The organism is Streptomyces sp. NPDC057854 (assembly GCF_042797055.1).
GTDB lineage: Bacteria > Actinomycetota > Actinomycetes > Streptomycetales > Streptomycetaceae > Streptomyces.
The window spans coordinates 168,248-181,405 of sequence record NZ_JBHVMF010000014.1 but is presented as its reverse complement, the minus strand read 5'-3'; the positions used below and the strand labels follow the sequence as shown (position 1 = coordinate 181,405).

Annotated in this window: 9 protein-coding genes; 2 read left to right on the top strand and 7 right to left on the bottom strand. The window is 74.2% G+C overall.

Annotated elements, in window-relative coordinates; genetic code table 11:
- Positions 1-157: 157 nt before the first annotated feature.
- The 3 genes from typA to ACFVQZ_RS21370 form a co-directional block, all read right to left on the bottom strand.
- Entirely contained in the window at positions 158-2,059 is a 1,902-nt protein-coding gene (gene typA / locus ACFVQZ_RS21380; RefSeq protein ID WP_030496032.1) for a translational GTPase TypA, read from the bottom strand.
- Between the two features lie 280 nt (positions 2,060-2,339).
- Positions 2,340-4,712, bottom strand: coding sequence for an ABC transporter family substrate-binding protein (locus ACFVQZ_RS21375; RefSeq protein ID WP_383624863.1), 2,373 nt, complete (start codon positions 4,710-4,712; stop codon positions 2,340-2,342).
- 184 nt (positions 4,713-4,896) lie between these two features.
- On the bottom strand, positions 4,897-5,925 hold the full coding sequence (locus tag ACFVQZ_RS21370; RefSeq protein WP_321193016.1) for a hypothetical protein: 1,029 nt from the start codon (positions 5,923-5,925) through the stop codon (positions 4,897-4,899).
- A 179-nt stretch (positions 5,926-6,104) separates the two neighbouring features.
- On the opposite strand from ACFVQZ_RS21370, the gene ACFVQZ_RS21365 reads away from it, so the two are divergent.
- Positions 6,105-8,135 (top strand): TPM domain-containing protein, encoded by a 2,031-nt coding sequence (locus ACFVQZ_RS21365; RefSeq protein WP_383624951.1) that lies wholly within the window; start codon positions 6,105-6,107, stop codon positions 8,133-8,135.
- A 35-nt stretch (positions 8,136-8,170) separates the two neighbouring features.
- Positions 8,171-8,881: a PspA/IM30 family protein gene (locus ACFVQZ_RS21360; protein WP_030496036.1), complete on the top strand. Its 711-nt coding sequence runs from the start codon at positions 8,171-8,173 to the stop codon at positions 8,879-8,881.
- Between the two features lie 44 nt (positions 8,882-8,925).
- On the opposite strand, the gene ACFVQZ_RS21355 is transcribed toward ACFVQZ_RS21360, so the two are convergent.
- The 4 genes from ACFVQZ_RS21355 to ACFVQZ_RS21340 all read right to left on the bottom strand — a co-directional run bounded on the left by ACFVQZ_RS21355 (position 8,926) and on the right by ACFVQZ_RS21340 (position 12,891).
- Entirely contained in the window at positions 8,926-11,508 is a 2,583-nt protein-coding gene (locus ACFVQZ_RS21355; RefSeq protein ID WP_383624859.1) for a SpoIIE family protein phosphatase, read from the bottom strand.
- Positions 11,509-11,652: 144 nt separating this feature from the next.
- Positions 11,653-12,075 carry an ATP-binding protein gene (locus ACFVQZ_RS21350; protein ID WP_030496038.1) on the bottom strand — a complete coding sequence of 141 codons (423 nt, stop codon included), beginning with the start codon at positions 12,073-12,075 and terminating at the stop codon, positions 11,653-11,655.
- Positions 12,076-12,246: 171 nt separating this feature from the next.
- Positions 12,247-12,693 carry a (deoxy)nucleoside triphosphate pyrophosphohydrolase gene (locus tag ACFVQZ_RS21345; protein WP_383624855.1) on the bottom strand — a complete coding sequence of 149 codons (447 nt, stop codon included), beginning with the start codon at positions 12,691-12,693 and terminating at the stop codon, positions 12,247-12,249.
- Between the two features lie 21 nt (positions 12,694-12,714).
- Positions 12,715-12,891 carry an SPOR domain-containing protein gene (locus ACFVQZ_RS21340; protein WP_321193018.1) on the bottom strand — a complete coding sequence of 59 codons (177 nt, stop codon included), beginning with the start codon at positions 12,889-12,891 and terminating at the stop codon, positions 12,715-12,717.
- Positions 12,892-13,158: the final 267 nt, after the last annotated feature.

Sequence of the window (13,158 nt, the reverse complement as noted above, 5' to 3'; positions counted from 1 at the left end):
GACCGTTAACACACGTACCGGAGAGCGATGACCGAATTCCGGACACTCGTCGGGGCCAATGCGTTTGACGAAAAGGGCCTGGCCACTCGCACATGATGCGAGTGGCCAGGCCCTCGGTGTGAGATGCGGCTCAGCCGTTCTCGGGGTGTCCGGCCGGTCAGCCGTTCTTGGCGCGGGAGGCCGCGCGGGCGCGCTCGCGCTGGTCCAGGTTGACCTTGCGGATGCGCACGGCCTCCGGGGTCACCTCGACGCACTCGTCGTCGCGGCAGAACTCCAGGGACTGCTCCAGGGACAGCTTGCGCGGCGGGACGATCGCCTCGAAGGAGTCGGCGGAGGAGGAGCGCATGTTGGTGAGCTTCTTCTCCTTGGTGATGTTCACGTCCATGTCGTCGGAGCGCGAGTTCTCACCGACGATCATGCCCTCGTAGACCTCGGTGCCCGGGTCCACGAAGAGGACGCCGCGCTCCTGGAGGTTGGTCATCGCGAAGGCGGTGACCGCGCCGGCGCGGTCGGCGACCAGGGAGCCGTTGTTACGGGTCTGGAGCGGGCCGAACCACGGCTCGTGGCCCTCGTGGATCGAGTGCGCGATGCCGGTGCCACGGGTCTGGGTCAGGAACTCCGTGCGGAAGCCGATGAGGCCGCGGGACGGGACGACGAACTCCATGCGGACCCAGCCGGAGCCGTGGTTCGACATGTTGTCCATGCGGCCCTTGCGGACGCCCATGAGCTGGGTGACGGCGCCCATGTGCTCCTCGGGCACGTCGATCGTCATGCGCTCGACCGGCTCGTGAACCTTGCCGTCGACCTCCTTGGTGACGACCTGCGGCTTGCCGATGGTGAGCTCGAAGCCCTCGCGGCGCATCTGCTCGACCAGGATGGCCAGCGCCAGCTCGCCGCGGCCCTGCACCTCCCAGGCGTCGGGGCGCTCGGTCTCCAGGACGCGGAGCGAGACATTGCCGATGAGCTCGCGGTCCAGGCGATCCTTGACCTGACGGGCCGTGACCTTGCGGTCCTTGACGGCGGCCTTGGCGTCGGCGCCCTTGCCGGTGCCGCCGCGGCCGACCAGCGGCGAGGTGTTCGTACCGATGACCATCGAGATCGCGGGCTCGTCGACCGTGATGAGCGGCAGCGCGACCGGGTTCTCGGGGTCGGCGAGGGTCTCGCCGATCATGATGTCCGGGATGCCGGCGACGGCGCAGATGTCACCGGGGCCGGCGACCTCGGCCGGCTTGCGGGTGAGCGCCTCGGTCATCATCAGCTCGGTGATGCGGACGTTCTGGACCGAGCCGTCGCGCTTGATCCAGGCGACCGTCTGGCCCTTGCGCAGCTCGCCCTGCTCGACGCGGAGCAGCGCGATGCGGCCGAGGAAGTTGTCGGCGTCGAGGTTGGTGACGTGGGCCTGGAGCGGCGCGCCCTCCTCGTACACCGGGGCCGGGACGTGCTCCAGGATCGTGGAGAAGAACGGCTCCAGGTTGGTGGAGTCCGCCGGGACGGTGCCGTCCTCCGGCTTGGTCAGCGAGGCGATGCCGTCGCGGCCGCACGCGTAGACGATCGGGAACTCGATCTGGTCCTCGTCGGCGTCCAGGTCGAGGAACAGGTCGTAGGTCTCGTTGACGACCTCGTCGATCCGGGAGTCCGGGCGGTCCGTCTTGTTGATGCAGAGGATGACGGGCTTGCGCTGCTGGAGGGCCTTGCGCAGCACGAAGCGGGTCTGCGGGAGCGGACCCTCGGAGGCGTCGACCAGGAGGACGACGGCGTCGACCATCGACAGACCGCGCTCGACCTCGCCGCCGAAGTCGGCGTGGCCGGGGGTGTCGATGATGTTGATCGTGATCGGGGCCCCGCCGTCCTTGGGGTGGTACTTCACCGCCGTGTTCTTGGCGAGGATCGTGATGCCCTTCTCACGCTCCAGGTCGTTCGAGTCCATCATGCGGTCGTCGAGCTGCTGGTGGGCGGCGAAGGCACCGGCCTGCTTGAGCATGGCGTCGACGATGGTCGTCTTGCCGTGGTCGACGTGGGCGACGATGGCGACGTTACGGATGTCGTGGCGCGTGGGCATGGGTGGCTTGCGCTTCTCTCGGATCGTGGGAATCGGCGTCAGTTCCTCTTACGCCCGCCGGGCGGACGCGCCACGGCTATGTCCTATGGTACGGGGCTGCCGTGCAAGGGGCTTCCCCGGAGGGATCCGAGAGGGTCTACTGGGACGTTTCGGGGTGCTGCCGGTCACAGGGTGTGGGGAAAGTCATGCCGCCCGGGTCAAGGGGCCGACGCGATCCTGCCCGCCGGGGCCGCCGGCGGGCAAGGAACTTGAGCTGCTTCTGAGGTTGTGGCCTGCGGTTTCAGCGGCGGGACGGGCTACCCTTGGTCGTTTCGCTCTTCTTGAAACCGATGTCCTGGTACCGGGGGGCGGCGAAGCCCCAGGCACCCGCGTTGACCACGTCGTTCCTGGCCGCGACCAGCTGGGGGCGCTGGTAGAGCGGGATGGACCCGGCGGCGGCCCAGATCCGGGCGTCGGCCTGGCGGATCAGCTCGCCCGCCTCCTCCTCGTCGAGGGTGCCGGCCGCCTGGTCGAAGAGCTGGTCGATCCGGTCCGTGCCGACCCGCGAGTAGTTCTGCTCGACCAGCAGGGAGCCGTCCGAGGCGGGCTCGGGCTTGGCGAAGATCGGCCGGGCGTCGGTCGCCGGGTAGGCGGACGCCGGCCAGGAGTAGAGGGCCAGGTCGTAGTCGCCGGCGGCGACGTGGTCCTTGAAGAAGCTCTCGTCGGAGACCTTGGTGACCTCGGTGCGGATCCCGACCGCGTCGAGCATCCGGACGATCCGGTCGCCGACCGCCCGCAGCGTCTCCGAGCCGGGCCCGGACGGCAGGACGAAGCGGAGGCTGAGGGCCTTGCCGTCCTTGCCGAGGGCCTGGGAGGCGGCGGGGACGGCGGCCGGGGCGGCGCTGCCGCGGGGGGCGTAGGCGCCGGCGACGCCCTGGTCGGGCTTGCCGTTGCCGGGCTGGACGGCGGCGCGGGCGCCGGTGTCGAGGGCCTCGGCGCGGGCGAGGAGGGCGGCGCTCTCCCGGGCGGCGGCGGGGGCCGGGGCGAGGACGCGGGTCTGCTCGGGGCCGCCGGGGCCGATCCGGGGGGCGAGCTCGCCGGGCTTGTCGTCGCCGACGATGTAGAGGCCGTCGTCGGAGGCGGTGTCGGCGGCCCGGTCGCCGCTCTCGGCCTTCTTCTTGGCGTCGGCCTCGCGCTCGTCCGTCTTCTTCCCGGCCTTCTTCTCCGCCTCGGAGCCGGCCTCGGTGCCGGCCGGCTTCTTCCGCGCGCCGCCGGGGACCCAGCCGGCGTCGGCGAGGAGCGCGCGGGCCTCCTGGGTGTCCTGGTCACCGAGGGCGTCGCTGCTGTCCGCGTAGGCGGCCTGGCCCGCCAGGGCGAGGTGGCTGCCGGGCGGCTCGGCGGGGAGGCCGAGCGGCTTGAGCACGGATTCGGCCAGTTCCCGGCGGTCGATGGCGCGGGCGACCGCGCGGCGGACCCGTTCGTCGGCGAGCGGCCCGGACTCGCCGTTGAGGGAGAGCTGGGTGTAGGCGGGCTCCAGGGACTTGCGCACGACGTAGCGGGCGAGGGTGTCCTGGGCCCGGGCGTAGCGGGCGGCGGCGGCCTGGTTGGCGGCGCGGGCGGCGATGACCTGCTCGGCCAGCTCCTCGTCGGCGCCGTGGGCGAGCGCCCAGGAGCCGAGCGCCTTGCCGGGGGTGATCCCGGAGCCGGGGCCGTGCAGCCGGGCCGCCTCGGCGCCGCTGCGGCCGGCGCCGGCGTCCTTGACGGCGAGGGCGATCCGCTCGGCGGTGGCCCGGTCGATCTCGGCGAGGTCGAGCTTCCCGGCGGCGAGGGCCTCCTCGCGGTCGGCGCGCGGCACGGCCCGCAGCACGAGGCTGTCGAGCTTGGCGGGCTGTCCCCACCAGCGGGGGTTGCGGACGAGGGTGACGTCGCCGGAGGCGCGGTCCGTCTTGCTCAGCAGGAACGGTCCGGCGGTGGCCTTGAGGGTGGTGCGGGCCCCGTCGTTGAAGGCGTTCGGGGAGCCCATCACCTGCTTGGGGTAGAGGGGCGTGAAGAGGGAGCGCCAGTCGGCGTAGGGCTTGGCGAAGGTGACCCGCACCTCCAGGTCGTTCTTGCCCTTCTCGATCTTCTCGATGCGTTCGTACCCGGCGTTCCTGGCCGTCCAGTAGGCGGTGTCGCGGCCGCTGAGGGCGCGCCACTGGGCGACGAAGTCGGCGGCGCCGATCTCGCGCCCGTCGCTCCAGACGGCCTGCTGGTTGATCTTGTAGAGGACGACCTGGCGGGGCTCGGTCTCGACGACCTCGGCGCTCTCCAGGTAGTCGGGGTTGAGCCGGGGCCGGCCGCGCTCGTCCAGGGTGTGCAGGGCCGGCAGGACGGCGCCCGCGACGCGGCCGGTGGTGGCGTCGGCGTCGGCCTGGAAGGCGTTGAAGGTGGCCGGCGGGGCGTCGACCGCCCAGCGCAGGGTGCCGCCGTCGTCGACCAGGGCGCGCGCGGTGGGCGCGTTGTCCTGGGCGGCGGCCGGGGCGGCGCCGGCGTCGTCGTCGGAGCTGCATCCGGCGAGGACGGTGACGGCGAGGACCGCGCTGGTGAGGGTGGCCACGGAGCGGAGGGTCCGGGAGCGGGGGCTCCGGGAGGGACCGGCCCATGTCCTCCCCTGGGGGACGCCGACCAGGGACATGACTTTTACCCCTTCGTCCGTTTTCATGCCATTTGGAGATGATCAGACTTCTCTTACTCATCCCACTGAACGGCACCCGGCGGACCCGGCCCCCACGACACGGCGGCGCCCCCGGCAAACCCACTCGTGCGGCCCAACCGCCCCCGCCGCCCCAGCGGCCACGCGCGCCGGGCGGGGCGGCCGGTCAGCCCGCGCGGGACCAGCCGGCGCGGTACGCGGCCCAGTCGCCGGGCTCCTCCGCGAAGTCCACGTACAGGGCGACGCCGAAGCGCTCGCGGCCGGGGTCGGTGCGGCCGAGGCCGAGCCGCACGCCGCGGACGCCGGCGGCGACGGTCTCCGCGTGCTCGTGGTGGCCGAGGTCGTCCTCGTGGAAGAAGGGCAGCCCCATGAGCAGGTCCGTCGTCTCCGGCGTCACCTCCAGGGCGAGCGCCGTCTGCTGGGCGACGTACCCGCCGTACAGGCTCTCCAGCGGCATCCAGGTGTCGTACGACATCACGGCGATCTGGTCCACCCGCCGGGCGACCTCGCCGAAGAACTCCTGGGACCACCACTTGCCGTTGTCGCCGGCGAGGAGCAGGGCGTGGTGGGCGCCCGGCAGCGGGTCGATCTGGTGGGCGGCGACCGAGAGCACCGCCTTCCGCTCCCGGGTCATGCTCCGCAGGCCGTCGAGGAGCGTCAGGTAGTCGGCGTCGCCGGACTGGAGCGGCTCCAGGTCGAAGTGGACGCCGTCGAAACCCGCGTCGAGGACCTGCCCGGCGGAGGCCGTCACGGCGGCGCGCGAGGCGGCGTCGGAGAGCCGGAGACCGGTCGGGCCGTCGTTGGCGAGCACGTCCCCGAGCCACGCCTGGACGCGCACCCCCGGCAGGGCCCGGTGCAGGGCGTCGGTCAGCCACCGCGCGCGGGGGTGCCGCTCCGCGGGCAGCGTCCCGTCGTGTTCGAGCGGTCCGGCGTGCACGTACAGGTCCTTGATCCCGGTGCCCTTCAGCCGCTCGGCGAGCTCCCGCACGTCGGCGTCCTTCTTGCGGCCGTCCACCCACGCGTGCCCGATCCAGTACGCGTCCCGGCCGCGCGTGCGGGCGTCGTCGCGGAGGTCGCCCGCGTAGCTGACCCGCAGGGCCAGCGCGGCGAAGAGCGGCGGCACCACGAGCAGCAGCACCAGCCCCAGCGCCCACCAGCGCCCCTTGCGCCACACCCGCTTCAGTCGTCCGTCCATTCGTGCCCCCAGAGCGTCATGGGCCTCCCCGCCCGCCGGAGACCATGGTGAAGATCGGCACTGACACGGACGTACGAGCACGGCGGTCGGTTTCCGGCGGTCCCGTCCGGTCGCGAGGCCGCATCTCCGTACATAACCTCCCTTCTGTGACCCGAACAGCCACCCGAGTCCTGCTCGCGATGCTGGTGGCGGCGTGGTGGGCGGTCGTGCCCGCCGCGGCCGGCGCCCGCGCCGACGACCCCGTCGTCCTCCCCTCCGACGGGCAGGTCCTCGACCGGGTCGGCGCCCTGCGCGACCGGCGCCCCGAGGTCGCCGCGGCCCTCGACCGGCTCTACGACGACCGCCGCATCCAGCTCTTCGTGGTCTACGTGCGCGACTTCTCCGGCCGCTCCGGCCAGGACTGGGCCGACGCCACCGCCGAGCGCAACGGGCTCGGCCGCGACGACGTGCTGCTCGCCGTCGCCACCCACGACCGGCGGTACGGCTACTCCGCCGATCCCTCCTCCCGTCTCACCCAGGACCAGCTCGACGAGGTGGCCGGCACCGCGATCGAGCCCGCGCTGCGGCGCAACGACTGGGCGGGCGCCGCGATCGGCGCGGCGGACGGCTACGCCGCCGTCCTCGCCGGCCGCCCGGTCCCCGCCCCGGCGATCACCCCCGGCCCCGCCGACCCCGGCGGCTCCGCCGGCACCTCCGGCACCGACCTGGTCCTCCCGCTCGCGCTCGTCGGCGGCGCCGGGGCGGTCGCGGCGTACGCGTACACCCGCCGGCGCCGGCGGGCCGCGACCCGCACCACGCCCGGCGGCGGGCAGGGCTGGGGCCGCGACGCGCGGCCCGCGCGGCCGTCCGTCGAGGAGCTGGACGGGCAGGCCCGGCGGACCCTGGTCGCCACCGACGACGCCGTCCGCACCAGCCAGGAGGAACTGGGCTTCGCCACCGCCCAGTTCGGCGAGGACGCCACCCGCCCCTTCGAGGAGGCGGTGACCTTCGCCCAGGAGCAGCTGACCGCCTCCTTCCGGCTGCGGCAGCGGCTCGACGACTCCTTCCCCGAGGACGAGGCCACCCGGCGCTCGATGCTGGAGGAGATCCTGCGGCGCTGCGCCGAGGCCGACGCCCGGCTCGACGCGCAGAGCGAGGACTTCGACCGGCTGCGGGCCCTGGAGCGGACCGCGCCCGAGGCGCTGGCCGCCGTGGAGGCCGCCTTCCGCGAGCAGACCGGCCGGGTCGCCGCCGCCGAGGCCGCGCTGGCGTCGATGCGCGAGCGGTACGCCGCCTCCGCCGCCTCCCCCGTCGCCGGCGACGTCGAGCAGGCGAAGGACCGGCTCGTCTTCGCCACCACGCACATCGACCAGGCCCGCCAGGCCGTCGACGGCGGCGAGACCGGCGTCGCGGCCGTGCACGTGCGCGCCGCCGAGGGGGCGGTCGACCAGGCGGCCCGGCTGGCCGGGGCGGTGGACCGGCGGGCGCGGGACCTGGCCGAGGCGGAGGGCCGGCTGCCGGGCGTGCTCGCCGAGACCGACGCCGACCTGGCGGAGGCCCGCGGCCTCCTCGAAGGGACGGCGGAGGGCGCCGCGACCGGTGACCTGCGGGGCCGGATCGCCCGTGCGGAGGCGGTGGCGGCGGAGGTGCGGCGGTTGGTGGAGGCGGGGCGGTACGACCCGCTGGACGCGCTGCGGCGGATCAAGGAGGCGGACACGGCGCTCGACCAGGCACTGGCCGGCGCACGGGAGCGCGAGTCCGGCGACGCGCGCGCCCGCGCGCTCCTGGAGCAGGCGCTGCTGACGGCCCGTGCGGAACTGGGCGCCGCCGCGGACTTCGTCCAGACCCACCGGGGCGCGGTGGGCAGCGAGGCCAGGACCCGGCTCGCGGAGGCCCGGCGGCGGCTGGAGCGGGCCGGGGCGCTGGCGGCGGCCGAGCCGCAGTCGGCGCTGGCGGAGGCGCAGCAGGCGGACGCGCTGGCCCGGCGGGCGCAGGAGCTCGCCGAGCAGGACGTGCGCCGGTACGGGAACCCGAACGGGCTGGGCGGTGTATCAGGAGGGGGAGTGAGCGGTGGCGGCGGGCTCGGCGGGGCCGTGCTCGGCGGCATCGTCCTCGGCGGGCTGTTCGGCGGGGGTTCCGGGAGGGGAGGGGGCGGAGGTTTCGGCGGCGGGCCGGGCAGCTTCGGCGGCAGCGGCACGCGCGGCCGGCGGGGCGGCGGCGGCCGCTTCTGAGTTCCACGTCCACGACACCCTGCAAGGAGCAGCGCATGAGCAAGCAGACCATCCTCGGCCGCGTCACCCAGCTGGCGAAGGCGAACATCAACGCCCTGCTCGACCAGGCCGAGGACCCGCAGAAGATGCTGGACCAGCTGATCCGCGACTACTCCAGCAACATCTCCGAGGCGGAGGAGGCGGTCGCGGCGACGATCGGCAATCTGCGGCTGATGGAGCAGGACCACGCGGAGGACGTGGCGGCAGCGGCCGAGTGGGGCGGGAAGGCGCTGGCGGCCAGCCGGAAGGCGGACGAGCTGCGGGCCGGCGGGCGGACGGAGGAGGCCGACCGCTTCGACGGGCTGGCGAAGGTCGCGCTGGGCCGCCAGCTCCAGTCGGAGAAGGAGGCGCGGACGGCCGAGCCGACGATCGCCGCGCAGACCGAGGTGGTGTCGCGGCTGACGTCGGGGCTGGACCGGATGAAGGCCAAGCTGGTCGAGCTCCAGGCCAAGCGGGACGAGCTGGTCGCCCGCTCCCGGTCGGCGCAGGCGCAGAACACGATGATGGACGCGGTGAAGAGCGTCGACGTGCTGGACCCGACGAGCGAGCTGAGCCGCTTCGAGGAGAAGGTGCGCCGGGAGGAGGCGCGGGCGCTGGGCAAGCAGGAGCTGGCCGCCTCCTCGCTGGACGCCCAGTTCGAGCAGCTGGACGCGATGGGCGACGAGGCGGAGATCGCGGCCCGGCTGGCCGCGCTCAAGGCCGCCTGAGCCGCGCTACGGCGGGTCCGGTCAGAACGCTCCGGCGGGTCCGGTCAGAACATGCTGAGCAGCTGGTCCACGGTGGGTTCCGCCGCGGGCCCGCCGCCCGGGAGGGCCAGCTCGAACCAGACGGTCTTGCCGCGCGGGGTGCGGCGGGCGCCCCAGGAGGCGGAGAGCAGTCCGACGAGCTGGAGGCCCCGGCCGCCCTCGTCGGTGTCCTTGGCGCGGCGCCGGCGCGGCTGGACCAGGCCGGCGTCCCAGACCTCGCAGACCAGGGTGCGGTCGCGCAGCAGCCGGAGCCGTATCTCGCCCTCGCCGTACCGGAGGGCGTTGGTGACGAGTTCGCTGACGAGGAGTTCGACGGTGTCGACGAGCGCGTCGAGCCCCCAGGCGGTGAGCTGGGTCCGGGCCAGTTCGCGGGCGCGGCCGACGGACCGGGGCTCGCGGGGCAGCCGCCAGTCCCCCACCGCCTCGGCGGGCAGTCCGCGGATACGGGCCATCAGGAGGGCGATGTCGTCCTCGCCGTGTCCGGTGTCGAGGGTGCCGAGGACCCGGTCGCAGACGTCCTCCAGGGGGCGGTCCCGGTCGGCGAGGGCCCGGCGGAAGGCGCGCAGCCCCTCGTCGAGGGGGTGTTCGCGGGACTCGACCAGGCCGTCGGTGTAGAGGGCGAGGAGGGAGCCCTCGGGGAGTTCGACCTCGACCTCCTCGAAGGGCTCGCCGCCGACGCCCAGCGGCATCCCCGGCGGCACGTCGAGCAGCAGGGCCTCCTCGCCGGGTTCGACGAGGACGGGCGGGAGGTGGCCGGCGTTGGCGAAGGTGCAGCGCCGGGTCACCGGGTCGTAGACGGCGTAGACGCAGGTCGCGAGGTAGACCTCGGAGAGTTCGGGGCCGCGGTTCTTGGTGGCCCGGGACTGCTGGGCGCCGATCGGGGCGCCGAGGCCGCGGGCGATCTCGTCGAGGTGGGAGAGGACCTCGGCGGGTTCGAGGTCGAGCTGGGCGAGGGTGCGGACGGCGGTGCGCAGTTCGCCCATGGCGACGGCGGCGCGCAGACCGCGGCCCATGACGTCGCCGATGACGAGGGCGGTGCGGTGGCCGGGCAGTTCGATGACGTCGAACCAGTCGCCGCCGACCTCGGTGGCGTCGGTGCCGGGGAGGTAGCGGCAGGCGATGTCGAGTCCGGCGGCCTCGGGGTCGCCGGGCGGGAGCAGGCTGCGCTGGAGGATGAGGGCCCGCTCGTGCTCGCGCCGGTAGAGGCGGGCGTTGTCGATGCAGACGGCGGCGCGGGCGGCGAGTTCCACGGCGAGCGCCCGGTCGCGGTCGCCGAACGGCTCGCTGCCCTTGGTGCGGGAGAACTGCACCAGGCCGACGACGGTGTCGTGGGCGGTCATCGGGACGGCCAGGGTGGACTGGACGAGGTCGCCGTCGCCGCCGGGCACGGTCCGGACGCGGCCGGTGCGCAGCGCTCCGGCGGCGGGCGAGTTGAAGGGGTAGCGGTGGACGGCGCCGACCTCGATGGGGACGGCGCCGCCGTCGCCGGCCGGTCCGTGGCCCTCGTCGGTCCGGTGGGGGGTGTCGGAGACGGCGCTGGCGAAGGCGACCCGGCGCAGTTCGGCGCTGCCGGCGCCGTAGCCGATGTCGTGGGAGCTGCCCCAGCGGCCGGGCGGGGCCTCGTCGCCGGTGAGCAGGCCCTGGTAGAGGTCGACGGAGGCGAGGTCGCAGAAGCCGGGGACGGCGACGTCGAGCAGTTCGCGGGCGGTGGCCTCCAGGTCGAGGGAGTTGCCGATGCGGGCTCCCGCCTCGTTGAGGAGGGCGAGGTTGCGGCGGGCGCTGGCGGCCTCGCGGGCGGCGTTCTCCCGGCGGGTGACGTCGATGCCGAGGCCGGCGACGCCGACCGGGCGGCCGGAGCCGCTGTGCACCCGGTAGAGGTTGATGGACCAGTGGCGGCGGATCCGGGCGCCGGGGGCGGCACCGGTGATGCGGAGGTCGGTGACGGACTCGCCGGTCTCCAGGACGCGGCGGAGGGCGGCGGTCATCCGGTCGGCCTCGGGCTTGGCGAGGTAGTCGTGGACGCTGCGGCCGCGGTGGTCGTCGGCGTCGCCGCCGAAGACGGCGGCGAAGCGCTGGTTGGCGCGCTTGACGGTGAGGTCGGTGCCGAAGAGGAGGAACCCGAAGGGCGATTGGCCGAAAATCGCCTGGGAGGCGGCGAGGTCGGTCTCGATCCGCCGCAGCGCCCGGACGTCGACCACGATGCAGAGCGCGGCCCGTTCGCCGGTGTCGGTCTCGCTGGGCATGACGTACATCTCGGCGATGCCGTGCGGGCGGTCCTGCTCGGGCGAGCCGGCGGGGCCGGGGACGCGGAAGGGGACGAGGCCGGTCCATTCGCGCCCGTCGAGGATCTCCTTGATCCGCTGGTGGCCGCGATCGCGCAGCTCGGCGGGCATGAAGGCCTCGACGGGGTCCTTGCCGCGGGCCTCCTGGGCGGAGACGCCGAAGAGGTCGGCGGCCCGGTGGCTCCACTGGTCGACGCGCCCGTCGGGCCCGAGGGAGAAGGAGGCGACCCGGATGTAGTCGTAGATCGAACCGGGCGGGCTGCTCTGCCACACGACGCCGCCCGTCGTCCTGGATATCTCGCTCACGCGACCGTCCCCTCCAGCTCACCGCACCGGACCGGCCATGCCCGCAGTATTCAGCACCGCGGGCTCCGGCGGCACGACGTCCACGATCACAGGGTGGTCTCGGTCGGCTCGAGACCCGCTCCGGTGATCGTCGTCCCTCTCTCTTTACTCACCAGGGAGAGCCAGCTCGAACCATACGGTTTTCCCGGCGGCGCCCTGCCGGGTTCCCCAGCGGCGGGCGGAGCAGGCCACCAGGCCCAGTCCGCGGCCCCCCTCGTCGTCGGGTCCCGCGGGCCGCTCGGTGGGCGGATCCGGAAGCGGATCGGAGACCTCGACGAGGAGCGCCGAGTGCCGGGGCGGGTCGGTGGCGGCGCCCTCGGCGCGCAGGATCCGCACGCCGATGGGGCCGGAGGCGTACCGGAGGGAGTTGGTGACCAGCTCGCTGACCAGCAGCACGGCCATGTCGCCCACGGCCGCGTCGATCCGCCAGGAGCGGAGCGTCTCGCGCACGGCGTGGCGGGCGGTGCGCACGGCGTCGGCCTCCGCCGGGAAGTTCCACTCGGCGCGGAGGCCGTCGGTGTCGATCACACGCGATCACTTCCCCAACCACGGTGCGGCAGGAAGAGGATCACCCGACGATCACCCTCTCCCGAGGGACCAATGGGGACATACCCGGAATTCGGGACGAAATATCCCGCTGGGGGCGGCTGCGGGCGCACGGTGGCACGAACGGCGTAGGGACGGCGCCGCGCGCGGGGTCTAGGGGCGCGCGGCGGGGAGCCTGCGCGCCGCCTCCGCGACCGCCGGGCGGTCCTGGTCGAGCCAGTCCACGGTGTCCAGTTCGTGGCGGGCGAGCCAGCGGAGTTCGTCGTGGTCCTCCAGTGGGCGCGGTTCGCCGGAGCGCAGACGGGCGGTCCACACCCTCAGGACGTATCCGGGCTTGAGGGGCCATTCGCCGGGGATCCGCTCGCCGGGCTCGGCCTCGACGCCCAGCTCCTCGCGGAGCTCCCGGACGAGGGCGTCCTCCGGGCGTTCGCCGGGCTCGACCTTGCCGCCGGGCAGTTCCCAGCGGCCGGCGAGGTCGGCGGGGGCGCTGCGGCGGGCGGCGAGCAGGCGGCCCCGGTCGAGGAGGGCCGCCGCGACGACGACCACGGCACCGGCCCCTTGGGCGGGGCCGGTGCCGTGGTGTGCGGTGCTTTCGGTCATGCCCGCGAGGGTAGCCGGGGGTCAGCCGGCCGGTGTCGCGCGCTCGACCCAGTAGAGCTGCTTGTGACCGCGGGAGTCGAGCGTGTCCGCGATCTTCTGGGCCTCGTCCTGGGTCGCGTACCGGCCCACCCGGTAGCGGTTCCCGTTGTCGTCCTGCCGTATGACGAGCCACGGTTGGACGGCGCCGCTGTCGGTCATCAGGCATCTCCCTCCGCCGGGGCAGGTGTCATCGCGGGGTCGGGGAAACCCCGATCCGCATATGCCTGAGCTTACGCCTGACCTTCACCCAGCGGATACGCGTTTTCACCAAGAGACACGGATCGGCCGGGAACCGACGGAAGGCGGCCGAAGGTCACATGCCGGACGCCGCCGCGGGGACGACGAACACCGGCATGAGGACGGGCCGCCCGACGGCGCCGCGGCGACACGGAGGGGCGCGGGGGGCCGTCGCCGGGCCCGGGTGCG